We start from the raw sequence: 24,675 nt of genomic DNA, 5'->3' as shown, positions 1-24,675 counted from the left end.
GTGGTTGCGTTCACGTCGTCCCCTCCGTTCCGGTCGCGGCAGCGACCGGGGCCGCGATCCGCAACATCCTCGAGTTGCCCAGGGTGTTCGGTTTGACCCGCGCGAGGTCCAGGAACTCGGCGACCCCCTCGTCGTGGGAGCGGAGCATCTCGGCGTAGACCTCCGGCGCCACCGGCGTCCCCTCGATCTCCTCGAACCCGTGCGCGGCGAAGAACGCGGTCTCGAACGTCAGGCAGAACAACCGGCGCACGCCGAGGTCGTCGGCCTTGCGCAGCAACGCGTCCAGCAGGCGGTGCCCGATGCCGGCCCCGCGCACCGAGCGGTCGACGGCCAGCGTGCGGACCTCGGCGAGGTCCTCCCAGAGCACGTGGACCGCCCCGCAGCCCACGAGTCGGACCGGGCCGGGGGCCGCCGCCTCGTCGGAGCCGTCGCCCCCGTCGGTGTCGACGAGGTCGGCGACGACGAACTCCTGCACCGACTCGTAGAGGGTGATGAGTTCCTTCGCCAGCAGGATGCGCTCGACGGCGTAACCCTCGACCAGGGCGCGGATCGCCGGGACGTCGCTCGTCCGGGCCGGGCGCACGCGGATCAGGGGTGCCGGGGACATCCCGCCGATCCTGGCAGACGTCGGCGCCCCCGGCGAGGTCACCCCGGACGCACGTCGGCCCGGCCCCCGCGTGCGGGGACCGGGCCGACGATCGGTGCGGTCGGGCGTCAGTCGTTCACGCCGTCGCCCACGGGCACGGTGACCGGGAGGTCCTCCTTGTCGGTGCCCTCGAAGGTGAAGACGGCGTCGGCACCCTCGCCCGAGGTGTCCACCGAGACGATCTGACCGGCGCGCAGGTCGCCGAACAGGATCTTCTCGGACAGGACGTCCTCGATGTCGCGCTGGATGGTCCGGCGCAGCGGCCGGGCCCCGAGCACCGGGTCGTACCCCTTGGTCGCCAGCAGCTGCTTGGCCGAGGGCGTGAGCTCGATGCCCATGTCCTTGTCCTTCAGGCGGCTGTCGAGGCGGACCAGGAAGAGGTCGACGATCTGGACGATCTCCTCCTGGGTCAGCTGCGGGAACACGACCATGTCGTCGACGCGGTTCAGGAACTCCGGGCGGAAGTGCTGCTTCAGCTCGTCGTTGACCTTGGCCTTCATCCGGTCGTAGTTCGTCTGCCCCGAGCTCGCCCCGGCGGCGAAGCCGGTGGAGACGCCCTTGGAGATGTCCCGCGTCCCGAGGTTGGTGGTCATGATGATCACGGTGTTCTTGAAGTCCACCGAACGGCCCTGGGAGTCGGTCAGGCGACCGTCCTCCAGGATCTGCAGCAGCGAGTTGAAGATGTCCGGGTGCGCCTTCTCGACCTCGTCGAAGAGGACGACGGAGAACGGCTTGCGGCGCACCTTCTCGGTGAGCTGCCCGCCCTCCTCGTAGCCGACGTATCCGGGCGGGGACCCGAACAGTCGCGAGACGGTGTGCTTCTCGGAGAACTCGCTCATGTCGAGCTGGATGAGCGCGTCCTCCTCGCCGAAGAGGAACTCCGCGAGCGCCTTGGCGAGCTCGGTCTTCCCAACGCCGGTGGGGCCGGCGAAGATGAACGACCCACCGGGGCGCTTCGGGTCCTTCAGACCCGCACGGGTGCGCCGGATGGCCTGCGAGAGCGCCTTGATCGCGTCGTTCTGACCGATGACGCGCTTGTGGAGCTCGGCCTCCATGTTGAGCAACCGCGAGGACTCCTCCTCGGTGAGGCGCACGACCGGGATGCCGGTGGCGGTGGCGAGGACCTCGGCGATCAGCTCCTCGTCGACCTCGGCGATCACGTCCATGTCGCCGGCCTTCCACTGCTTCTCGCGCTCGGCCTTCTGCGCCAGCAGCTTCTTCTCGTTGTCGCGCAACGAGGCGGCCTTCTCGAAGTCCTGCGCGTCGATCGCGGACTCCTTGTCGCGGCGCACGTCGGCGATGCGCTCGTCGAACTCGCGCAGGTCCGGCGGTGCGGTCATCCGACGGATGCGCAAGCGGGCCCCGGCCTCGTCGATCAGGTCGATCGCCTTGTCCGGCAGGTAGCGGTCGTTGACGTAGCGGTCGGCCAGCGTCGCCGCCGCGACCAGGGCGGCGTCGGTGATCGAGACCCGGTGGTGGGCCTCGTACCGGTCGCGCAGCCCCTTGAGGATCTCGATGGCGTGGGCGAGGTTCGGCTCGGGCACCTGGATCGGCTGGAAACGACGCTCCAGGGCCGGGTCCTTCTCGATGTGCTTGCGGTACTCGTCGAGGGTCGTCGCCCCGATGGTCTGCAGCTCACCCCGGGCCAGCATCGGCTTGAGGATGCTGGCGGCGTCGATCGCGCCCTCGGCGGCACCGGCCCCGACGAGGGTGTGGATCTCGTCGATGAACAGGATGATGTCGCCGCGCGTACGGATCTCCTTGAGGACCTTGCGCAGCCGCTCCTCGAAGTCACCGCGGTAGCGGGAACCGGCGACCAGCGCACCGAGGTCGAGGGTGTAGATCTGCTTGTCCTTGAGGGTCTCCGGGACCTCGCCGCGCACGACGGACTGCGCGAGGCCCTCGACGACGGCAGTCTTCCCGACGCCCGGCTCCCCGATGAGGATCGGGTTGTTCTTGGTGCGGCGGGAGAGCACCTGCATGACCCGCTCGATCTGCGGGTCGCGACCGATGACCGGGTCGAGCTTGCCCTCGCGGGCGGCCTGGGTGAGGTTGCGCCCGAACTGGTCGAGGACCAGCGAACCCGACGGGGTGCCCTCCTGGGGACCGCCGGCGGTGGCGGGTTCCTTGCCCTGGTAGCCGCTGAGCAGCTGGATGACCTGCTGGCGGACCCGGTTCAGGTCGGCGCCCAGCTTCACGAGGACCTGGGCGGCGACGCCCTCGCCCTCGCGGATGAGGCCGAGCAGGATGTGCTCGGTCCCGATGTAGTTGTGGCCGAGCTGCAGCGCCTCGCGCAGCGACAGCTCCAGGACCTTCTTCGCCCGCGGGGTGAAGGGGATGTGGCCCGACGGGGCCTGCTGGCCCTGCCCGATGATCTCCTGGACCTGCTCGCGGACCGCGTCCAGCGAGATGCCGAGGGACTCCAGGGCCTTGGCCGCGACGCCCTCGCCCTCGTGGATCAGGCCGAGCAGGATGTGCTCGGTCCCGATGTAGTTGTGGTTGAGCATCCGGGCCTCTTCTTGGGCCAGGACGACGACCCGTCGGGCGCGGTCGGTGAACCTCTCGAACATGCGGCGCTCCTCGCGGGTGGTCGGGTCCAGGGGGCGCTCCCCCAGCGGACCATCCCGATGCTAGTCCCGGGTGCGACGGACGTGCTTCCCCACGACCGTCGCCGCGCCGGGGGGAGCCCGCCCGGGGCACCCGTCACGAGGTCCAACCTGCGCCTGACCTGCGGTGTTCCGCCACTCCGTTCGCCGTGGGCGTAGTGCCGTCGGGGGGACCCGAGCCCTCCCCCGCCGCGATCCGCGACCGCGCCCGCGCCCGGTGCGGGAAGCAGCGCAGGGACTCCGGCAGCAGGGGCAACCCGGCCCGGGTCAGGGCGCTCGTCACCCCGGCCGCGCGGCGCCGGGCCGGGGTCGGCGCGCAGCCGAACTCCGCGGCCAGCCGGGGCGGGAGCAGGTCGGCCACGAGCATCCGCTGCACGGGCCCGGCCGGGACCGGCGGGCGGGTACGCACCGCCAGCAGGTCGGCGGCGATCCCCCGGGCCGTGGGACCGACCACGAGACCGTCCCGGGTGCGCAGGAACCAGTCGTGGAAGGTCGCGAAGTCGGTGTCGAGGTCGCGGGCCCGCACCCCGAACAACCGCCCGAAGGGCGCGGTCTCGCGCCAGTACCGCTCCCGGGCCGCGTCGTCGAGACGCAGCCCGATCCAGCGCCGGGCGACCTCCAGGCCGGTGACCACCAACGTCGCGTGGACCCAGCGGGCCAGCTCGGGGTCCTGGGCCCGGTAGGGCACCCCCTCCGCGCTCGTCCCGCGGACCCGCGCGTGCTGGGCCCCGACGCGACGGGCGACCGCGTGCGCCTGGTCGGTGTCCCCGAAGGCGATGGTCAGCACCGCGTCCATGGTCCCCAGCAGGCGCCGGGCCGGGTCGAGCGCGTAGGAGGAGTGCCCCGCCACCCCGGCCGCCACCAGCGGGTGGGCCACCTGCAGCAGGATCGCCGCCGTGCCGCCGAGCAGGACCGCCCGTTCGGCCGTCACCGCCCAGTAGGGCCCCTCGACGGGCGTCACCCCCGGATCGCCCGGGCGCCCGACGGGCGGCGGGGGCGGGAACCCGGCGGTCAGGGGGAGGCGGGGTCGCCCGGGCGCAGCCACGCCGGAACGCTCGCACCCCGGTTGCCGGTGGACAAGCCGGCCGGGACCGACCGGCTCAGCGCACGGCCAACCCGGTGCGGAAGACCCCGCTCGGGTCGTGCTGCTGGGCCAGCGCGGCCAGGCGGCGACGGGTCTCGGGGTCGTAGGTCCGCTCGAGGCGCTGCGGGTCGGTGGCCGCCCCGAAGTTCGGCAGCATGCCGCCGGTCGACCAGGGGCCGAGCGCGGCGACGACCCGGGCCCCGTCGGCCGGGACGGCCGCCGTGGCCGGGCCCACGGGGACCCCGACGGCGAGCAGGCTGTACGCCGCGTCCCGGTGGCAGTACGCGCTGGGCACCTGCGGCGTCCGGGCGACGGCCCCACCCAGTCGACGCAGCTCCACGACGGTCTGCAGGCAGTCGGAGCCGGGTCCGGCCACGTCGAGCAGGGCCGTGACGGCATCGGCGGGGAGGCCGTGCAGCAGGGTGTGGTGCTCCAGGCTCGGCATCGGGTCGACCGGGTCGGCGTGGATGGCGCCGATGGCCGTGTAGGGCATCCGGGCGACGCCACCGAGGACGGGGGTCGCCGCGGCCAGGACCGGGGCCAGGTGGGCCGCCCCGGACGCGTCGTCACCCGTCCAGGCGTACCGGACGGCCACGGTCGTCCGACCGGCCAACGGCTCGGGCACGCCGGGCATCGGGGGGAGCCGCACGAGCGCCACCGACGTCGTCCCCGCCTCGGGCAGGTCCTCGGCCATCCGCCGCCAGGCCTCGAGCACGACCGGCGCGTCCGCCCCGTCGAACCAGACGCACCCGCCGAACAGCTCGGGTTGCGCCACCAGGTCGAACTCCACCGCCGTCACCACGCCCAGCGTCGCCTTGCCGCCGCGCAGACCCCAGAACAGGTCGGCGTTCTCGGTGGCGGTGGCGCGCCGCAGCTCCCCGCGGCCGGTGACGACCTCGATCGCGGTGACCCGGTCCGAGGACACCCCGTAGGTCCGGGCGACCGGTCCCAGGCCCCCGCCGGTGAGCATGCCGGCGACCCCCACCCCCGGCGCCGAGCCGCACAGCGGGGCGAGGCCGTGCGGCGACGAGGCGGCGAGGACCTCGTCCCACACCACGCCCGCACCGACCCGGGCGGACCCCAGTGCCGGGTCGACGGTCACCGTGCCCAGGCCCTCGGTGAGCACGAGCACCGTGCGTTCCCCGACCGGGACACCGGCGTGACCGGTGCGCTGCACCGCGACGGTCCAGCCCTGCCGCCTCGCGAACCGGACCACCTCCACGACGTCGTCGGGACCGGTCACGGCGACGACGGCGGCCGGGCGCACGTCGGCCGCCCGGTTCCACGGTGCGGCGGCCGCGTAACCGGGTTCACCGGGCAGGGCGACCGTCCCGCGCACCCGACGGCGCAGGCCCGCCGGCGAGACCGGGCGCCGGACCCGGGACAGGAAGGGCAGGCGGGCCGCGGCGCGGCCGTCGACGATGGTCATGGCAGGTCCTCTCGGGGGTCCCGGGCTCGTCCCGGGAAGCGGTGCCAGCCTGCGCGGAACCGCTTGCGGCTCCTCAGCGCTGCGCTTGGACCCCGCTTGGCGGACGGCGCGCGACACCGGCGCGCGACCCCCTCAACCCTCCAGCAGGGACCGCGCGCGGCGGGCCACGTCCCCGGCCCCGAGCTGCTCGGCCTCCCGGACGATCCCCGACAGCTGGGCCTCCCGCCGGTCGGCCGGCTCCAGCCGGGCCAGCACCAGCCGGCAGCGGAGGGCGGAGATCCGGCCGCCCTCCCGTCGGCACAGGTCGAGCGCGTCCCGGACCAGGGCCCGGCCCCGCTCCTCGTCACCGAGGGTCAGGTGCAGCTCGCCCAGGGCGAGGTCCACGGGTCCGACGACCCCCACCTGCCCGATCGCCGCCAGCATCCCGGTGAACGGTGCGAGCCGGGCCAGCAGGGTGCTCGCCGCGGACCGGTCGCCCACCTCGGCCGCCGCGTGGGCCAGCAGGACCTGGTGCGCCAGCGTCGTCCACCAGAAGGGGGTCACGACGTCGACGAGCTCGGCGAGCCCGGCCCGCACGGCGTCGAGCTCGCCCCGCTCCTGGGCGGCGACGAGCCGCCACACGGCCCCGTCCCCCAGCCCGGCCGGCAGGTCCGACCGGGCCGCCAGGTCCCCGACGTCCCGGTGGATCGCGGCGCCGATGTAGGCCGTCGTGCCCCCGTCGTACAGCTCGACGGCACGGTGCAGCTCGCTGGCCCGCCGGGCCAGGGCGGACGCCTCGTCGAGCTCGCCGCGCCAGTGCGCCAGCGTCGCGGCCATCCAGCGCAGCTGCACGCGCGTGGCGGGCAGCCGCAGCCGGTCGCCCGCGCGGACCCCGTCGCGCAGGTGGGCCGCGGCCCCGACGGCGTCACCGAGGTTCAGCAGCTCCATCGTCAGCGCGTTGTGCCGCAGCACCTGGTCGTACGGCGACCAGGCATGGTCCAGGGACACCAACCGCTCGAGCAGCCGCACCCGTTCCGCGCTGCTCGCGGCGCACCCGACGAACGTGAGGACACGACCGGTGAGCGCGTCGGCCAGGGCCGCGTCGTCACCGGTGGCCTCCGCGATCTGCACGGCGCGGCGGCTGAGCCCGTCGGGGACGGCCGGATCGGGGTTGTAGCAGTCCCCGACGGCCCGCGCGGCGAGGACCCGCGCCGCCGCCACGGGGTCGGGGTCCACCACGGGTTGCACCGCCTCCAACCGGGCCAGCAGCACCCCGGGGTCACGCCCGTAGACCGACCACGGCCAGGCCCCGCTGCTGCGCAGCAGCCCGGCGGCGAGCCGCCCGATGGTCCGCGCCCGCCCCTCACGGGCGGCACGCTCGAGCGCCGCGCCGACCACCTCGTAGACGGTCTGCCCCCGCCCGGCCCGGGCCAGCGCGAAGACCCGTCTGGTCAGCAGGTCGTCACGTTCGTCCTCGCGCTCGGGGGAACCGGGCAGGCGGTCGAGGGCGGTGAGCGCCTGCTCGAGCCGGCGGGCGGCCGTCTCGGCGTCCCAGCGCTCGTCGGCGTCCGCCGCGGCCCGCCGGCAGGCGTCCACCACCAGGCGGGCGTCCACGAGGGGTTGGGCGGCCACCAGGTGCTCGGCCCAGCGCTGCAGGGCCCCGCCCGGACCGGGGCCCGCCACCCCGCCCAGCGCCTCCGCGAGCAGTCCGTGCAACCGCCGGCGACGCGGGGCCGACAGCTCGGCCAGCACCTGCTCGCGCAGCAGGGGGTGGGCGAAGGCGAAGCTGGCGCCGTCGCGCTCGGCGCTGAGCAGGTGCTCGTCGGCGGCGGCGTCGAGGGCGTCGAGGACGGCGTCGACGTCGGTGCCCAGCGCCCGGGCCAGCACCTCGGGGTCCAGGTCCCCGGCGACCGCTCCCACGCGCAGCACGACCAGCGCCTCCGCGGACAGCGCCGCGAGGCGGCGACCCAGCACGGTGCGGACCGCGGCCGGCACCACCCCCGCCCGCTCGGCCCGCGGCAACCGGGCGTACTCGCAGACGAAGAGCGGGTTGCCCCCGGTCCGCGCGGCCAGGTCCAGCACGTGCTCGCGCGCGACGGGCTCCCCCGCGATCCCGGTGAGCAGCTCGCCGACGGCGTCGACGTCCAGGGGCGGGACCGGCACGGACTGCACGCCCCGGGCCCGCGACAGCGTGCTCAGCAGGACGTCCAGGTCGGGGGAGCTGGTCCCGTCGCGCAGGGTCAGGACGAGCAGGACGGCGGCGTGGCGCAGCTCCCGGGCCAGGTGGGCCAGGCAGCGCAGCGAGACCGGGTCGGCCCACTGGACGTCGTCGACGACGACCGCGACGGGCCCGTCCTCGGCCGCCCGCCGCAGCTCCTGGAGCACGCGCTCGTAGACGGTGAACCGGGCGGCGTCGGCCCCGGCCTCCGGCGGGGGCACGAGCACCGTGTCGGGGTCGCTGCCGAGGCTGCGCAGCACCTGCCGCCACGGCCACCAGGAGGGGACCGACTCCTCCTCCGGGCAGCGCGCCCAGATCTCGCGGCCCCCCGCGGCGAGCAGACGGGCGCCCGCCTCCTCCGCGAGCCGCGTCTTGCCGATGCCCGGCGGTCCGGTGAGCACCAGCCAGCGGGCGCGCCCCTGCCGCACGTCGGCGACGAGACCGGCCAGCACCTCGGTCTCCCCCGCCCGCCCGACCAGGGCCGCGTCGGCATGACCGGGTGCCACGGTGTCGACCGCCCCGGTCACCGCTGCACGAGCGACCTCGGGGGACGCGGGGGCGTTGGCCGTGTCCGCGTCGTCCGCGACCGGGTCGTCGTCGGCCCCGTCGTCGGCCCCGTCGTCGGCCGCCTCACCGTCGCCGAGCACGACGTCGCCCGCACCGGGGCCGGACCGGGCGAGCGGGCCGTCGCTCGCCGGTCCGGGCCAGGAGTCCAGCTCGGGATCCTGGGTGAGCAGCTGGACCTGGAGCTGGCGCAGCTCGGGGCCGGGGTCGATGCCGAGCTCCTCGCCCAGGGCCCGGGCGTGCTCCCGGTGGGCCTCCAGGGCCTCCGCGGTCCGGCCCGAGCGGTGCAGGGCCAGCACGAGCAGCCAGGTCGCACCGTCGGAGAGCGGTCGGTCCAGGACCAGCTGCCGGGCCGCGGTGAGCGCCTCGGTGGTGCGCCCGAGCCCGAGCAGCGCCCGGACCCGCAGCTCGGCGGCCTCCGAGCGTTCCTCGGTCAGCCGGACGGCCCGCGGGACCACCCAGTCCTGCCGGGCCAGGTCCGGCTGGTCGGCCAGCAGCGGACCGCGCCACAGCTGCTCCGCCGCCGTCGCCGCGGCCAGCGCCCCGTGCCAGCCGCGTCCGCGGGCCGCCGCCCGGGCCCGGTCCAGCGCGGAGCGGAACAGGTCCACGTCCACGTCGCCGTCCTCGACCCGCAGCCGGTACCCGGGGGCACGGCGCTCCACGAGCGCGGTCCCCCGCAGCACCCGACGCAGGTTGGAGACGTAGGCCTGGAGGCCGGCCAGGGCCCGCGCCGGCGGGGTCTCGCCCCAGACGGCGGTGAGCAACCGGTCGGTGGAGACCACCTCACCCGGTTCCAGCAGGAGGGCCCCCAGGACCGCCCGCTGCTTGGGCGGGCCGAGGTCCACCCGCCCGCCCCCCACCTCCACCGGGCCCAGGACACCGCACCGGGCCCGGGGGACGAGGGACGTCGACACCCCAGGAACCCTAGGGCTCGATCCGGCCGCGGTCGGTCGATCAGCGGAAGATCCCGTCCGGGTCCACGGAGCGCCGCACGCGGTCGAGGTCGCGACGCTGGGCCGGACTGCGCAGGTCGTCGTGACGACCGGGGTCGGCCAGGTTGAGCGGGCCCGGGCAGGACCACGGGCTCGCCGCGCCCATGACCCGGTCCAGCGCGGCGGGGACCTGACCGGCCGCCGGACCCGCCAGCACGCCGAGCGCGAAGAGGGAGAACGCCGCCCCCCGCCCGAGCACCATGTCCGGCACCCGCGGGGGCCCGGCGAGCGCCCCGCCCATGAGACGCAGCTCGACCGAGGCCAGCGGGGACCCGCTGCCGGGCCCGGCGGCCGCCACGAGGGCGTCGACCGCCTCGGTCGTCAGCTCGCGCAGCCCGGTCCCGCGGTGCGTCGAGGGGGTCGGGTCGGTCGGATCGCCGTGGACGGCGTCCATGGCGGTCCAGGGCAGCTCACCGACGGTGTCGAGCAGCAGCGGCGCCCAGCCGCGGGCGGGGGCGAGGAGCGCGTCGGCGGCGGCGGGGTCACCGGTGTGCGACCAGCGCAGGGCCACGACCGACTTGCCGCGCAACGGCTCCGGCAGCTGGGGCAACGGCGGGAGGTTCTGCAGGGCCACCGAGGTGGCGGCCTCGCGGGGCAGGGTCGGGGCCCACGTCCGCCAGGCCCGCAGCACCGCGCCGGCGCTCTCGCCGGGGTAGAACAGCGTCCCGCCCCGCAGGCGGGTCACCGGCACCAGCCCGACCGTCGCCGACGTCACGACCCCCAGACCGAACTTCCCGCCGCGGAGCGCCTGGAAGAGGGCCCGCTCGTTGCAGGCGTCGGCGGTCCGGAGCCGCCCCTCGCCGGTGACGACCTGCAGGCGCCGGACCTGGTCGGCGGCCCAGCCGTACTGCCGGGAGAGCAGCCCCGTGCCACCCCCGAGGCTGTAACCGACTGCGCCGACCGCGGAGGAGGAGCCGACCAGGGGGGCCAGCCCGTACGCGGCGGCCGCATCCATCACCTCCCGCCACCGCACCCCGGCGCCCACCGTCGCGGTGCGGGCGACGGCGTCGACCCTCACCCCGGTCAGGGCCCGGGTGGAGACGAGCACCGTCCCGCGCAGGTCGGAGTCCAGACCGTGCCCGGTGGCCTGCACGCTCACCCGACGGCCCGTCGCCCGCGCGAAGACGACGGCCGCCGCGACGTCGGCGGGGCGGACGGCCCGGACGACGAGGGCCGGGGCAGCGGTGACCGCCGTCTGGAACCCGGCGACCTCCGCCGTGTAGGCGGGGGTGCCCGGCAGGAGCACCCGGCCCGGGCAGGAGGCGCGCAGCGCACCGAGGGCCGCGGTCGGAGTGGTCGGGTCGGCCGCGGCCGTCCGGGATGCGGCCAGGGCGGGCGACGCGCCCGCCGGCAGCACGCCGGCCCCGAGGCCGGCGAGCGCCAGTCGCAGGACCTGGGCGCGGGAGAGGTGGTTCACGGGAGTTCCTCCGTCGGGTCGGGCTCGGTCATGGCGCTCGGGAGAGCGCCTCGAGACGTCACCGACGGTGCCCGCCGCGGCTTGCGCGGCGCTTGCGGTCGACGTGGTGCGGACTTGCCGGGCAGGTCAGCGCCCCACCCGGCGCGTCCGCCGTCGCGTCACCCGTGCCGTCACACGTCCCGGCGCTTGACCAGGACCGACCCGATCCCCAGGAGGGCCAGCACCCAGACCGCGAAGACCAGCACGCCCTCGCCGGCGGGCAGGTACCCGGACTGCTCGACCAGCGACTGCGCGTTGGTCATGGCGTTGGAGAACCAGTACTCCCGGATGGTGTCCCCGCCCCAGCTCTCGGGCACGAGCATCAGGACGAGGGGGACGACGAAGATCGCCGCGAGGACCGTGCAGATCGCCCCGGCGGTGTTGCGCAGGATCAGCCCGAGCCCCATCCCGGCCAGCGCGCAGCCGACCAGCGAGCCGACCGTCCCGGCGAGGGCGGCCACCACGCCGTCGTCGGTCAGGGAGTGCCCGGCACCGTAGGAGTCGAGGATCGCCTGCCCGCCCAGGAACGCGAGCAGGACCGAGACCGCACCCACGACGGTGACGACGAGGGCGAGCACGATCGCCTTGGCCGCGACGACGGGCAGCCGGGCGGGGGCGATCGCGAACGACGTGCGCACCATGCCGGTCGAGTACTCCCCCGCCACGACGATCACGCCGACCGCGGCGAGGACCAGGGTCGCCATCTGCGCGCCGGCCATGGAGATGGACAGCGTGTCGGGGGCGGGCGCGCCCTCGGGGATGGAGCCGAGCTGCGAGCCCACCCCCCAGGACAGCAGCACCCCGAGCCCGACGACCAGCACCGCCGCGACGGCGGTGGTGAGGGTCAACGACCGGACGCTGGTGAACTTGATCCACTCCGAGCGCAGCAGACCCGCGAAGGTCGTGCGCCGTTGGGTGGGGACGTAGCGGGGCCGGGCGTCCTTCTCGAGCACGCTCATCGGGCCACCTCCTGCAGGGTGCGGGGGTCGGTGGTCGGGCCGGACGCGACGCCGGGGGCCGACCCGGGGGTGGTGGTGCCGTGCGCCGCGTACTCCACGGCGTCGGCGGTCAGCTCCATGAAGGCCTCCTCCAACGAGGCCCGCACGGTGGTCAGCTCGTGCAGCGCGATCCCGGCGGTCAGCGCGCCGTCGCCGATCTGCTCGGCGGTGAGGCCGCGGACGTCGAAGGCGCCCTCCGGGGTGGCCGAGATGGTCCCGCCGGCGGTGTGGACCAGCTCGGTCAGCTGCTCGACCTGCGGGCTGCGGACGGTGACCCCGCGGGGCCGGACCCGGTCGATGAAGGTCTGCACGCCCTCGTCGGCGATGAGGCGGCCCCGGCCGATGACCACGAGGTGCTCGGCGGTCAGCGCCATCTCGCTCATGAGGTGGCTGGAGACGAAGACCGCGCGCCCCTCCCGGGCGAGGCTCTTCATGAGGTTGCGGATCCAGAGGATCCCGTCGGGGTCCAGACCGTTGACGGGCTCGTCGAACATCACGGTCGAGGGGTTGCCCAGCAGGGCGGAGGCGATGCCGAGCCGTTGCCCCATCCCGAGGGAGAACCCGCCCGCCCGCCGCTTGGCGACGTCCTGCAGCCCGACCAGCTCGACGACCTCGGCCACCCGGGACCGGGGGATGCCGGCGGTCGCGGCCATGGCCCGCAGGTGCTTCTCGGCGCTGCGACCGGTGTGCACGGCCTTGGCGTCCAGCAGCGCCCCCAGGGACGAGAGGGGGGCCTCGTGCCGCGCGAACGGCCGGCCGTCGACCAGGACGCTGCCCGCGGTGGGACGGTCCAGGCCGAGGATCATCCGCATCGTCGTCGACTTGCCCGACCCGTTGGGGCCCAGGAACCCGGTGACGATGCCGGGTCGGACGGTGAAGCTGAGGTCGTGCACGGCCACCTTGCGGCCGTACGTCTTGCGCAGGCCCATCGCCTCGATCACGACCGGCTCCTCTCGCTGATGTCTGCCATGACCCCAGCGTGGGTGGGCGCGCGGCCCCCGGTCATCGGCCGCGGGGTGCTCCGTCGGTCATCCCGACGGAGCGACCCGCATCGGCCGAGAGTTCCCTCAGTGGGCGGCGGCGTAGGCCTGCAGGACCTCCGCGGAGATCCGACCGCGGTCGGAGACCTTCAGGCCCTGCTCCTTGGCCCAGGCGCGCACGGCGCCCGTGTCGTTGTCCGAGCCGGCGGGCCGGGCCGCGCGGGGGGCCGGCGCGGGACGACGGGCGGCACCCCGGCCGCCGACCTTGCGGGCGTGCCCCACCCAGTGCCCGAGGGCCTCGCGCAACGCGGTGGCGTGCTCCTCGGAGAGGTCGATCTCGTAATTGACGCCGTCGAGCGCGAACGTGAGGGTCTCGTCCGCGTCACCGCCGTCGATGTCGTCGACGAGAAGGACCTGGACTTTCTGCGCCATGAACAGCACCTTCCACCACGGTCTGAATGTCCGGCGAATCCGCCGACGTGGGGATCGTGACCCAGGAAAGGCTCTCTGTCAAAAAGGCTTCTCGGTCGGACCGGGCGCTTCTTCGCTTTTCGCGACCCGTTCGGAGCGGGTCCGGGCGAGGGCCGCGCGCTCCCGGCGGTCGGCGTGCAGGATCGACCGGACGAGGATGACGAAAAGGACCAGCAACCCCGTCGAGGGGAGGAGAGCGGCGAGGACGTCCACGGGAGCAGTTTACGTCGCCCCGCCCCCGCCCCCGCCGGGGCCGTTCAGCGCTGCTTGACCAACGGGAACAGGATGGTCTCGCGGATTCCCAGACCGGTCAGCGCCATGAGCAGCCGGTCGATCCCCATGCCCATCCCGCCCGAGGGCGGCATCGCGTGCTCCTGGGCGCGCAGGAAGTCCTCGTCGATCCGCATGGCCTCCTCGTCGCCGAGGGCGCCGAGCCGGGCCTGCTCCTCGAAGCGCTCCCGCTGCACCACCGGGTCCACCAGCTCGGAGTACCCCGTCGCCAGCTCGAAGCCCCGCACGTAGAGGTCCCACTTCTCCACGACACCGGGGATGCTGCGGTGCGAACGGGTCAACGGGGACGTCTCCACCGGGAAGTCGCGCACGAACGTGGGGGCGTGCAGGGTCCGGGTCACCAGGTGCTCGAAGAGCTCCTCGACCAGCTTGCCGTGGCCCCAGCGGACCTCGTCGACGGGCATCTCGACGCGGGCGGCGAGCTCGCGCAGGCGAGCCACGGACGTCTGCGGGGTGACCTCCTCCCCGAGCGCCGCCGACAGGGCCGGGTACATGCTGACCGAGTCCCAGGAACCGGAGAGGTCGTACTCGCTGCCGTCGGCGAGCGTCACGACGAGGGACCCGAAGGCCGACCGGGCCGCGTCCTGGACGAGGTCACGGGTCAGGTCGGCGATGGTGTCGTAGTCGCCCCACGCCTCGTAGGCCTCGAGCATCGCGAACTCCGGTGAATGCGTGGAGTCGGCCCCTTCGTTGCGGAAGTTGCGGTTGATCTCGAAGACCCGCTCGATACCGCCGACCACGCAGCGTTTCAGGAACAATTCCGGCGCGATGCGCAGGTAGAGGTCGGTGTCGAAGGCGTTGGAGTGCGTCACGAAAGGACGGGCGGCGGCCCCGCCGTGCAGGGTCTGCAGCATCGGGGTCTCGACCTCGAGGAAACCGCGACCCTCCAGCGTGGCGCGCACCGACCGCATCACCGCCGAACGGGCCCTCACGGTGCTGCGCGCCGATTCCCGCACGATGAGGTCGACGTAACGCTGCCGGACCCGGGATTCCTCGGAGAGTTCCCGGTGCAGGACGGGCAGCGGCCGCAACGCCTTGCTGGCGATCTGGAAGGAGTCGGCCAGGACGGACAGCTCACCGCGCCGGGAGGAGATCACCCGGCCGTGCACGAACACGTGGTCGCCGAGGTCCACGAAGGACTTCCACCGGGCCAGCGCCTCCTCGCCCACGCCGTCGCGCGACAGCATGGCCTGCAGGCGGGTCCCGTCGCCCTCCTGCAGGGTGGCGAAGACGAGTTTCCCGGTGCCGCGCAGGTAGACCACCCGACCGGTGACCCCGACGAGGTCGTCGGTCTCGACCCCGGTCTCCAGCTGCGCCCAGCCCGAACGCACCTCGGCCAGGGAGTGCGTGCGCGGCACCGAGACCGGGTAGGCCTCGATGCCCTCGGCCAGCAGACGGTCGCGCTTGTCGCGCCGCACCCGGACCTGCTCGGGGAGGTCGTCGAACTCCTCCGCCGCCGTCGCGTCGGGGTTCTCGACGGGGTTCTGCGCGGTCGTCAGGTCGGTCGGCTGGTTCTGCTCGGCGTCCACGACGAAAGGTTAACGGCGGGCTCAGGGCCGGCCGACGACCACCGGGGCGTTGTCGATCAGGCGGGTGGGCCCGACCCGCGCGGCCAGCGCGAGCAACGCCTCGCCGCGGAAGTGCTCCGGCACGTCGGCCAACGTCACCGGGTCGACCAGGGCCAGGTAGTCCACCCGGGCGGCCGGTTCGGCCCGCAGGACGTCGCGGGCGGCGCGCCGCACCGCGCTCGGCCCCTCGGGGCCGGCGGCCGACCCGGCCGACAACGCCCGGTTCAGCACCAGCGCGACCTCGCGGTCGAACGGGCTCAGGTAGCGGTTGCGCGAGGACAGCGCCAGTCCGTCGTCCTCGCGGACCGTGGGCACGGCCACCACGTCGACGCCGAGGTCGAGGTCGCGCACCATGCGCCGCACCAGCAGCAGCTGCTGGGCGTCCTTCTGCCCGAAGTAGGCCCGCTCGGGGCGGACCAGGTTCAGCAGTTTCGCCACGACGGTCAGCACCCCGTCGAAGTGCCCGGGCCGGCTGGCCCCCTCCAGCACCTCGCCCAGCGGCCCGGCGCTGACCCGCACCAGCGGGTCGCCGTCGGGGTAGACGACGTCCGGCCCCGGGGCGAACACGACGTCGGCCCCCGCGGCCGCGGCCAGTTCGAGGTCGGCGTCCAGCGTGCGGGGGTAGCGGGCCAGGTCCTCGTTCGGTCCGAACTGCAGGGGGTTCAGGAAGACCGTGAGGACCACCGAGGCGTTGTCCCGGCGGGCCTCGGTGAGCAGGCGGGCGTGCCCGGGGTGCAGCGCGCCCATGGTCATCACGACGGCGACGGGCCCGGGCAGCGCGGCCCGGACCTCGGCCAGCTCGGCCCGGGTGCGCACCAGGCGGGGGTCGGTCACGGGAGTTCTCCTCCGGTCGGGTCGGTCGTCGCGGACGGGGCGGGGGTCGCGGCGGGGGACCGCACCGCGTCCTGCAGGCGTTGCGCCACCTCGGGGGCCAACCGGTCGTCGTCGGCGGCGCGGCGGGCGGCCACGGCGGCCAGGGTGGCGTAGACGAGGGCGGTGTCGGTCCCGGCCCGGGCCTCGAGCACGTCGAGGTGGCGCACCACGGTGCCCACGTCCCCGCGGGCGACGGGGCCGGTCAGCGCGGTCGTCGGGGACGTCAGCGCGTTGTCCAGGGCCGCGCTCAGCAACGGGCGCAGCAGGTCCGGGGCGGCCTCGCCGACCACGGCCCGGGCGGCGTCCAGCGCCTGGGTCACCAGGGTGACGAGGTGGTTCGCCCCGTGGGCGAGGGCCGCGTGGTAGAGCGCCCGGTCGGTCTCGGCCACCGGCACCGGGGTCGCCCCCCACTCCCGGACCAGCGAGTCCGCGACCGGGTGCAGGACCGCCGGGGCGGTGACCGCGACCACGGCCCCGTGCAGGCGTTCGCGGTCCAGGGAGGTCCCGGTGAAGGTCATCGCCGGGTGCAGGGCCAGCGGCAGGGCCCCCCGCTGCGCGGCGGGGGCGAGGACGTCGAGACCGTGCAACCCGCAGGTGTGCACGAGGAGCTGCCCGGCCCGCACGTGCGGGGCGTACCGGGCGACGAGGGGGCCGAGCACGTCGTCGGGGACCGCGAGCAGGACGAGGTCGGCGGCGAACGCCTCCTCCACCTCGATCCAGGGCACGTCGGGCAGCAGCGCGCCGACCCGGTCGGCCCCGGCCCGCGAGCGGGCGGCGACCCCGACGACCCGGTGCCCGCCGGCCCGCAGCGCGGCGCCCAGGACCGGACCGACCCGCCCGGCCCCGACGACGGCCACGTCCAGACGTCCGGCGGAACTCACCCGAGGAAACTACCGGGAACCCCCCACGACGCAGGAACCCCGGTCAGGGCGGACGTCTCCGTCCACCCGACCGGGGTTCCGCGAACGAGCCGTCCGGGATCAGGCCCCGAGGATCGCGGCCTGCTCGACGCGCAGGGCGTCGATCAACCGCCCCCCGGGCAGGATCACGTCGTCGTAGGTCAGGACCTGGTCCTTCGTCACGTCTTTCTTGAGGACGCAGCCCTCGGCGACCCCCATGGGCAGCAGGTTCTGCGCCTTCGTGACGTCGTAGCGCTCGCACACGCCGTAGGAGTCGTACCCGCCGAGGCGGTCGATCTCCTTGCCCGCGGCCAGGTCGGTCTTGGCCGTGGTGACCACCTCGACGGTGACCCGGTCGCTCGGCACGATCGCCGCGTCGGCGAACAGCACCGCGCGGGCCACGGTCAGCGGCACCTCGAAGTGGCACAGGTGGTAGGGCGTGTAGAACGAGTACAGCGGCCCGGTGCCGAGCTTGTACAGGTTCAGGTAGTGCTGCTGCTTGGGGTCGTCGTGCGTCCCCAGGACGTAGACACCGGGGCCGGGCTTGGACCCGACCACGTAGTCCACGACCCCGCCGAGCTCCTTGAGCGCGTCGACGTCGTACAGCTGGGTCAGCTCGTCGACGTGACCGCGGTGGTCGGCCCCGCGCATGCCGCGCTTCTCGACCGAGAACCCGACCGCGTTGGCGACCAGCGCCTGCTCGAAGGAGACCTTCGTGCCGTCGGCGAAACTCGTGACCATGTAGGGGTCCTGCCCCCACTGCCTGGCGAACCCCTCCTGGGTGGTGGGGTTGCGGTACTCGTCCTGCAGGCCCTTGATGTTGCCCGAGACCAGCGGGGTGAGGCCGATGGACTTCACGAACCGCAGCAGGTTCATCTGCACGCCGGGCTGGTCGCCGTCGCAACCGGTGTAGATCACGCCGGCCTTCTCGGCCCGCTTGCGCAGGGCGAGACCGGCGGTGCCGTCGACCTCGGCGTTCAGCAGCACGATGTGCTTGCCCGCCTCGATCGCCCGGATGACGACGTGGGCGCCGTACTCGGTGTTCCCGGTCGCCTCGACGACCGCGTCCACCTGGCCCGCGTCGACGACGGCCTCGTAGGAGGCGGACACGACCGGGGTCCCGGCGGCGATGGCCTTCTCGACGCCGGCGACGTCGTCGGCCTCGACGACGCCGGTCACGCCGGCCTCCTCGAACGCGCGACGGGCCTTGGCGACCGTGCGGTTGGCGATGGCGACGAGCTCCATGCCGGGCACGGAGTTCACGACCTGGTTCACGAACCCGCGACCCATGAACCCGGCGCCGACGAGGGCGACCTTGATCGGGTGCCCGTCGGCCTGACGCTGCTGCAGCGCCTTGTCGACGATGATCACGTGAGGGTCTCCCCCACGGCGCCGTCGGCGAGCAGGGTCCAGCTCGCGTCCTTGTCGCTGATCTCGGCCACGTCGCGGGCCCACGGCAGCGCGAGGTCGGGATCGTTCCAGCGCAGCCCGCGCTCGACACCGGGGGTGTAGGCCTGCGAGACCTGGTAGGTGACCTCGGCCCCGTCGGTCAGGGTCAGGTAACCGTGGGCGAAGTACGGCGGGACGTAGAACGAGCGACGGTTCTCGGCGCTCAGCTCGACGGCGACGTGCTGGAAACGGGTCGGGGACCCGGGCCGCAGGTCGACGATGATGTCCTGGATCGCCCCGCGGGTGCAGCGCACCAGCTTGGCCTCCGGCGCCGGGTCGATCTGGTAATGCATCCCGCGCAGCGTGCCCGCCGCGTGGTTGAAGGAGATGTTGCACTGCTCGACGGCGGGCAGCAGCCCGTGGTCGAGGAACTCCTGGCGGCAGAACGACCGGGCGAAGAACCCGCGGTCGTCGCTGCGCTCCTCCAGCTCGAGGATGGCGACGCCCTCGATGGGCGTGGTGATGAACTTCATCAGGCGATCCCGGTGGTCGGCTTGCTGCTCCAGAACAGGTCGGAGTCGAGCTGTCCCGTCTTGATGAGGTACTCCAGCTGCTTCAACCGCGTGTGGCCGCGACCGGTGAAGGTCTCGGTGTCGAGGTCGATGGCCTTGAACACCTCGACGAGCTGGGTGGCGCCCTTGTCGGCGTCCCAGTCGCAGGCGAAGCCCGGCAGCGTGGAGTGGATCTTGTCGAAGTTCACCTTGTAGCTGCGGTTGTCGCCGTTGGCCTGACCGAAGGTGATCTCGGCCTCGGGCAGCGCGCGGCCGACGGCCTCGGCGATCTCGCGGACGCGGTAGACCTGCTTGGAGTCGCCCACGTTGAAGATCTGGTTGTGCACCAGCTCGCGCGGGGCGTCCAGGACGGCGCGGATCGACTTGGCGATGTCCAGGCCGTGGACCAGCGGGCGCCAGGGCGAACCGTCGGAGGTCATCGCGATCTTGCCGGTGGTGAAGGCCAGACCGGTGAGGTTGTTGAGCACGATGTCGAAACGCTGCCGCGGCGAGGCGCCGTAGGCGGTGGCGTTGCGCATGAACGTCGGCGAGAAGTCGTCGTCGGCCATGGGCGCGAGGTCGCGCTCGACCATCGCCTTGCACTCGGCGTAGGCGGTCTGCGGGTTCACCGCCGAGGTCTCGTCGACGGTGTCCTCGGCCACCCCGTAGACGGAGCAGCTCGACATGTAGACGAAGCGCGAGACGCCGGCCTTCTTGGCCATCTCGGCCAGCCGCACCGACCCCAGGTGGTTCACGGTGTAGGTGACGTCCGGGATCAGTTCCCCGAGCGGGTCGTTGGACAGCTCGGCCATGTGCACGACGGCGTCGGCCCCGGCCAGGTCCTGCTCGGTGATGTGCCGGATGTCCTTGGCCAGCGTCTCCACGGTGGCGGTCACGCCGTTGTAGAGCCAACCGTGCTTGTAGTAGCCGGTGTCCACCCCGAGCACGGAGTGCCCGGACTCGACGAGGGTGGGGGCGAGCAGGCAGCCGAGGTAACCCTCGGTCCCGGTCACGACGATCTTCACGGTGCGTTATCTCCTAGTTTCGACCGGTGAGCAGGCGGGCGCGACGACTCAGTCTTCCCACTTCTTCCACGGCGCCTGGCCGGAGTCCCAGAGCTTGTTCAGCTCGGTCCAGTCACGGAAGGTGTCCATGCCGAGCCAGTAGCCCTCGTGCGAGGACAGGGTGAGCTGGCCGTCGCGCGCGACGCGCTGCAGCGGAGCGGACTCGAGCATGACCTCGGGGTCGTCGTCGAGGTACTTGTCGACGAACTCGCGGTCGAAGACGAAGAACCCGCCGTTGACCCACCCGTCGGCCAGGGTCGGCTTCTCGTTGAACTCCACGACGGCGTCGCCGTCGACGTGCATCTCGCCGTAGCGGCTGGAGGGGTGGACCGCGGTGACGGTCGCCATCCGGTCACCGGCGGCGTGGTCGGCCAGCGTCTTCGCGATGTCGACGTCGCCGATCCCGTCGCCGTAGGTGAGGCAGAACGTGTCGGCGTCGAGGTGCTGGGAGACGCGCTTGATCCGGGCCGCGGTCGCGGTGGTCAGCCCGGTCTCGACGAAGGTGATCTCCCAGTCCTCCTGCACCCCGGAGGTGTGGAAGGTGGGGGCCTCGTGCGAGGAGGGGTTGAGGGTGAAGTCGCCGGCGTTGATCCGGTAGTCCAGGAAGTACCGCTTGATCATGTCGCTCTTGTAACCGAGGCAGAGCACGAACTTCCGGAACCCGTAGCTGCTGTAGAGCTTCATGATGTGCCACACGATGGGACGGCCACCGATGTCGACGAGCGGCTTGGGCAGCTTCTCGCTCGCCTCGCGGAGCCGGGTCCCCATGCCCCCGCAGAGGATGACGACCGGGATCTCGGACACGGGCGTGGATGCGCTCATCTGTTGGCTTCCCTCACTCAGACGTTGGTGCGACCGTCGGCTCGTGGGGGTCGGCCGGCTGCGGACGGAAACTCCCCCGGTGGCGTGTGGACCCCCCACGAATCGACGCCACCGTTCCCGTCGTGCTGCGACCGCGAGGCTACTACAGGCAACTCGTCACTGACTGTGAACGTAGCCCGTTAGGGGGCCCCTTCCACGGGAAACTCACATTTGGTGACGGATCTTTTGCAGCAGGTCACGCAGCGCTTCCATGGACGACTCCCACGAGAACGTGGCGGTCCGTTCCCGGGCCGCCGCACCCAGTTCCCGGGCCGTCGCCGGGTCGGTCAGCAGCCCGGCCAGGGCGGTCGCGAACGCCTCGGCCCCGTCCGCGACGCGGACCACGTCGCGGTGCTCCTCCAGCCCCTCCAGCCCGAGGCTCGTGGTCACCACGGCCCGGCCGCGGGTCATGGCCTCGACCAGCTTGATCTTCGTCCCGCCCCCGGAGAGCAGCGGGACCACGCAGACGTCGGCCGCGGCGTAGTAGGGGTCCAGCGAATCCACGTCGGAGGCGAACTCCGCCCCCTCCGGTTCCCCCGCGGGCCGGGGGTGGCTCCCGGCCAGACCACGCCCGACGGCCGTGAACCGGGCCTGCGGCGCCGCGACCCGCACCCTGGGCCAGACCTCGTCGAGGAACCAGCGCAGGGCGGCCTTGTTGGGGCCGTAGTCCATCGCGCCGACGAAGATCGCGCGCCCCTCGCCCGGCGCCGGCGGCGCGGGCTGCTCGGGCACGACGACGCCGTTGGGTACGAACGTGCTCGGGACACCCGCCTCCCGCAGGACCTCCTGGTCGAGGCGGCTGCACGCGGTGACGTGCACGGCCCGGCGCGCGGCCGACAGCTCGAACCGGGCGAACCGCGCGACCTCGGGGGCGAGCAGGCGCCCGAGGAGGCCGTGCTCGGTGCGCAGCCGCCGTCGCAGCAGGTCGGCCTCGATGTTGTGCAGGTCGAGCACGTCGATCCGCACGTCGGCCGGGACGTTGACCGCCATCTGCGGGAAGTCGACGTGCAGGACGTCGAGACCACGGACCTCGGCGGAGAGCAGGGCGGCGATCTCCGGGGAGTACCACTTGCCAGCGAAGACCGAGGACCGCAGGACCGCACCCGGGGTGGGCCGCGGGGCGTCGATCTCGTGCACCTGCACGTGCGGCGGGAGGTCCTCGCGCCAGGTGGGCCAGCGGTCGAACCCGACCACGTGCACCTCGTCGAACACCGCGGCGTAGGCGTCGAGGGCCGCGCGCGAGCGCTGCCGCCCGCCCGAGTCGGCCCGTGCCGGGAGCTGCTTGAGCAGCACCCAGGCGCGGGCGCGGCCACCGGTCGGACGCCCGTCCGGCCCACCTCCCGTCCGGGGGCCGGGGGCGGTCGCGGGGTCGGTCGTCTGGTCGGCCACGGGCCCTAGTCTCCCCCAGCCGGGGCCTCCTACCGGCCCCCCGACCCCGTCGCTCACCCCATCGGGGGCTCATCCCCGGCCCCGTCGCCTCGTTACCCTGAGTTCGTGCCTGCCGATCCCGAACTGCCCTACGACGTCGAACTCGTGCTCGTGAGCTACAAGAGCGCCCACCAGATCGGCCCGCTGCTCGACGGCCTCCCCGAACAGCTCCGGGTGGTCGTCGTGGACAACGCCGGCGACGCCGACGGGGTGCGTGCGGTCGTCGAGGCCCGCCCCCGGGGGCGCTACGTCGACTCCGGCGGGGGCAAGGGTTTCGCGAAGGCCGCGAACCTCGGGGCCCGCACCAGCGACGCGGAGTTCGTCGTGTTCGGCAACCCCGACAGCCGCCCCACCTGGGACACGTTCGCGCAGCTGCTCGCCGACGTCGCCGGGGACGAGACCTGCGCGGCCAGCGCGGCGACCATGGTCGGCACCGACGGGCAGGTGGAGCTGGGGGTCGGCGGGTGGGAACCCACCGTGCTGCGTTCCCTGGTCCACTCGGCCGGTCTGCACAAGCTGTTCCCGCGCGCCGGGCTGTACGCCCGCCCCCGCCCGCACGAGCAGCTCGCCGTCGACTGGACCACCGGCGCCTGCATGGCGGTGCGCCGCAGTCGATTCCTCGAGCTCGGCGGGTTCGACGAACAGTTCTACGTCTACAACGAGGACATGGCCTTCGGTCGGGCCGCGCGTCGCGCGGGCCTGCACGAGAAGTTGCGCACCGACGTCCTCGTCCCGCACTCCGCGGGGGGTTCCGGCGCCCCGTCGTTGGAGATGCTGCGGCTGCGCGGCGCGTCGATGTCGAAGTACCTCTCCCGGCACCACCCTCCGCTGGCCCACCGGTTGCTGACCACGGCGTTGGCCAGCGGGTACGCGGTGCGGACCGCGCAGCGCAAGGTCCTGCGCCAGGACGACCTGGCCGCCCAGCACTGGGCCTACGTCAAGGGCGTCACCACCGGGCGGGCCAGCGTCGCCGGGCGCGAGGTCGTCCGCCCGGACTGACCGTGTCCGGGCTGGTGGTGGCCCCGCAAGCACAGAACGCCCCGCCCGGGGTTCCGGGCGGGGCGTTCTGCGTGCTGCCGGTCGGCCGTCGGGCCGGGTCAGCGGGCGGGCTTGTCCCAGCGCAGCACGCGGTCGCCGCGCAGGCACCGGCGCATCCCGCCGAAGGCCACGATCTGCAGGTAGAGGACCTGGGCTGCGATCCGGCCGGGCAGCGGCACCGGTCGGTCGTGCTGCTGGGCGACGAGCGCGGCGCCGGCCACCGCGTGCCCGGCCAGGAACAGACGGGCGGTGCGGCTGCGCCGGGCCGAGGCCAGCGCGACCCCGAGCAGCGCGGCGTGGCTGAGCGGCCCGACGGTCGAGCGCCAGAGCTTGTGCCCCCACACCTGCGTGGCCACGGCCCGCCGGCGGGAGTCGAGGACCGAGGCCGGACCGAGCATGGCCCGCTTGCGCCACATGACCCAGAGACCGCCACCCAGCACCCGGGTGCGTCGCTCCCAGGACAGCTTGAGGCTGCCGATGGTCTCCTCGCGCATCTGCGCGCGCGGCTCGTACCCGACGTGCCAGCCCCGCTCCATGAGGTCCAGGGCGATCCAGAAGTCGTCGTTGGAGATGTCGGTGGGGATCGGTTCGTAGGCGGAGCGACGGATCGCGAACAGCCCGCCGTCCAGACCGAGCGTGGTCCCCAGCCGGGCCTCGTTGCGCTTGATCCAGCTCTCGAAGCGCCAGTAGGCGAGTTCACCCCCGGTGCCCTCGAGCTTCTCGCCCGCGACCGCCCCGTTGTGCTCGGGCAGCAGCGCGGAGACGAGGTAGCCGATCGCGTCGTACTCCAGCTCGGAGTTCGCGTCGGAGATGACGACCAGCTCGTGGCTCGCCGCGGCCATGCCCTTGTTGAGCGCCTGCGACTTGCCGTGCCGTTCGGTGAGGTGCAGGACGCGTGCCCCGGCGGCCTCGGCCACCCGGGCGGTCTCGGCGTCCCCGTCGGCGACGACGAGGGTCTCGACCTCGCCCTGGTAGCCGTTCTTGGCGATGTTGTCGATCTTGTCGGCGATGACCCCGGCCTCGAGGTAGGCCGGCACGAGGACGGTCACCGGCGGCCAGGCGGCCGGGACGGCCACCGGGGCCGGGCGGCGGCGGCGGGCCACCGCGTCGAGGGCGAGGGGGTAGATGACGTGACCGACGGCGGCGGAGACCCCCAGCGCCAGCGCGAGAGCCGTTCGACGACCTGACATGTGAGACAACCCCCGCCGAATCGGCCCCCGGTACTCGTCGATCGACGCGCACCCCGGCCCCCCCAGGCCGGTGGCAGCAAACTAGCCGCCCCAGCAGCCC

General features: G+C 73.8%; 20 protein-coding genes. 1 reads left to right on the top strand and 19 read right to left on the bottom strand.

Translation table 11 applies throughout. The annotated features are described in order from the left end of the window. Positions 1-10 precede the first annotated feature (10 nt). The 18 genes from ACFFKU_RS14660 to ACFFKU_RS14575 all read right to left on the bottom strand — a co-directional run bounded on the left by ACFFKU_RS14660 (position 11) and on the right by ACFFKU_RS14575 (position 22,308). A complete protein-coding gene (locus ACFFKU_RS14660) occupies positions 11-607 on the bottom strand; it encodes an amino-acid N-acetyltransferase (RefSeq protein ID WP_380139047.1) in 597 nt (198 codons plus the stop codon). Positions 608-714: 107 nt separating this feature from the next. Continuing rightward, entirely contained in the window at positions 715-3,216 is a 2,502-nt protein-coding gene (locus ACFFKU_RS14655; RefSeq protein WP_380139046.1) for an ATP-dependent Clp protease ATP-binding subunit, read from the bottom strand. A gap of 133 nt (positions 3,217-3,349) precedes the next feature. Beyond that, the gene (locus ACFFKU_RS14650; RefSeq protein WP_380139045.1) at positions 3,350-4,213 is read right to left on the bottom strand and encodes an oxygenase MpaB family protein; all 864 of its coding nucleotides are present in this window, start codon (positions 4,211-4,213) and stop codon (positions 3,350-3,352) included. A gap of 139 nt (positions 4,214-4,352) precedes the next feature. Continuing rightward, on the bottom strand, positions 4,353-5,765 hold the full coding sequence (locus tag ACFFKU_RS14645; RefSeq protein ID WP_380139044.1) for an FAD-binding oxidoreductase: 1,413 nt from the start codon (positions 5,763-5,765) through the stop codon (positions 4,353-4,355). A gap of 132 nt (positions 5,766-5,897) precedes the next feature. Beyond that, a complete protein-coding gene (locus ACFFKU_RS14640; protein ID WP_380139043.1) occupies positions 5,898-9,440 on the bottom strand; it encodes an ATP-binding protein in 3,543 nt (1,180 codons plus the stop codon). 40 nt (positions 9,441-9,480) lie between these two features. Continuing rightward, on the bottom strand, positions 9,481-10,935 hold the full coding sequence (locus ACFFKU_RS14635) for an FAD-binding protein (RefSeq protein WP_380139042.1): 1,455 nt from the start codon (positions 10,933-10,935) through the stop codon (positions 9,481-9,483). 170 nt (positions 10,936-11,105) lie between these two features. Continuing rightward, on the bottom strand, positions 11,106-11,933 hold the full coding sequence (locus tag ACFFKU_RS14630) for an ABC-2 transporter permease (RefSeq protein ID WP_380139040.1): 828 nt from the start codon (positions 11,931-11,933) through the stop codon (positions 11,106-11,108). Next, on the bottom strand, positions 11,930-12,913 hold the full coding sequence (locus ACFFKU_RS14625) for an ATP-binding cassette domain-containing protein (protein WP_380139039.1): 984 nt from the start codon (positions 12,911-12,913) through the stop codon (positions 11,930-11,932). The genes ACFFKU_RS14630 and ACFFKU_RS14625 overlap by 4 nt, the downstream gene beginning before the upstream one ends. 126 nt (positions 12,914-13,039) lie before the next feature. Next, positions 13,040-13,384 carry a histone-like nucleoid-structuring protein Lsr2 gene (locus ACFFKU_RS14620; protein ID WP_380139037.1) on the bottom strand — a complete coding sequence of 115 codons (345 nt, stop codon included), beginning with the start codon at positions 13,382-13,384 and terminating at the stop codon, positions 13,040-13,042. A 78-nt stretch (positions 13,385-13,462) separates the two neighbouring features. Beyond that, complete coding sequence (locus ACFFKU_RS14615; protein WP_380139036.1) at positions 13,463-13,636, bottom strand: hypothetical protein; 174 nt, start codon at positions 13,634-13,636, stop codon at positions 13,463-13,465. A 44-nt stretch (positions 13,637-13,680) separates the two neighbouring features. After that, positions 13,681-15,213 (bottom strand): lysine--tRNA ligase, encoded by a 1,533-nt coding sequence (gene lysS, locus ACFFKU_RS14610; protein WP_380139355.1) that lies wholly within the window; start codon positions 15,211-15,213, stop codon positions 13,681-13,683. Positions 15,214-15,264: 51 nt separating this feature from the next. After that, positions 15,265-16,116 carry a pantoate--beta-alanine ligase gene (panC, locus tag ACFFKU_RS14605; protein WP_380139035.1) on the bottom strand — a complete coding sequence of 284 codons (852 nt, stop codon included), beginning with the start codon at positions 16,114-16,116 and terminating at the stop codon, positions 15,265-15,267. After that, positions 16,113-17,036, bottom strand: coding sequence for a Rossmann-like and DUF2520 domain-containing protein (locus ACFFKU_RS14600; protein ID WP_380139034.1), 924 nt, complete (start codon positions 17,034-17,036; stop codon positions 16,113-16,115). The genes panC and ACFFKU_RS14600 overlap by 4 nt, the downstream gene beginning before the upstream one ends. Positions 17,037-17,135: 99 nt before the next feature. Further along, a complete protein-coding gene (locus ACFFKU_RS14595; RefSeq protein WP_380139032.1) occupies positions 17,136-18,425 on the bottom strand; it encodes an NAD(P)H-dependent oxidoreductase in 1,290 nt (429 codons plus the stop codon). Beyond that, complete coding sequence (gene rfbC, locus ACFFKU_RS14590) at positions 18,422-18,976, bottom strand: dTDP-4-dehydrorhamnose 3,5-epimerase (RefSeq protein ID WP_380139030.1); 555 nt, start codon at positions 18,974-18,976, stop codon at positions 18,422-18,424. Before rfbC ends, ACFFKU_RS14595 begins: the two co-directional genes overlap by 4 nt. After that, positions 18,976-20,019, bottom strand: a complete 1,044-nt coding sequence (locus ACFFKU_RS14585) for an NAD-dependent epimerase/dehydratase family protein (protein ID WP_380139028.1) — start codon at positions 20,017-20,019, stop codon at positions 18,976-18,978. The genes rfbC and ACFFKU_RS14585 overlap by 1 nt, the downstream gene beginning before the upstream one ends. Positions 20,020-20,067: 48 nt before the next feature. Then, positions 20,068-20,880, bottom strand: coding sequence for a glucose-1-phosphate cytidylyltransferase (gene rfbF / locus ACFFKU_RS14580; protein WP_380139026.1), 813 nt, complete (start codon positions 20,878-20,880; stop codon positions 20,068-20,070). A 204-nt stretch (positions 20,881-21,084) separates the two neighbouring features. Next, a complete protein-coding gene (locus ACFFKU_RS14575) occupies positions 21,085-22,308 on the bottom strand; it encodes a glycosyltransferase family 4 protein (RefSeq protein ID WP_380139024.1) in 1,224 nt (407 codons plus the stop codon). Positions 22,309-22,413: 105 nt separating this feature from the next. Between ACFFKU_RS14575 and ACFFKU_RS14570 the strand changes: the two genes are divergently transcribed. Beyond that, the gene (locus ACFFKU_RS14570; RefSeq protein WP_380139022.1) at positions 22,414-23,346 is read left to right on the top strand and encodes a glycosyltransferase family 2 protein; all 933 of its coding nucleotides are present in this window, start codon (positions 22,414-22,416) and stop codon (positions 23,344-23,346) included. A gap of 98 nt (positions 23,347-23,444) precedes the next feature. Here the strand turns inward: ACFFKU_RS14570 and ACFFKU_RS14565 are convergent, their stop codons facing one another. After that, a complete protein-coding gene (locus tag ACFFKU_RS14565; protein WP_380139020.1) occupies positions 23,445-24,575 on the bottom strand; it encodes a glycosyltransferase in 1,131 nt (376 codons plus the stop codon). Between the last annotated feature and the right edge of the window lie 100 nt (positions 24,576-24,675).

Origin of the sequence: Kineococcus gynurae, assembly GCF_042433995.1 — a bacterium.
GTDB lineage: Bacteria > Actinomycetota > Actinomycetes > Actinomycetales > Kineococcaceae > Kineococcus > Kineococcus gynurae.
This window is presented reverse-complemented; position numbering and strand designations above follow the sequence as displayed.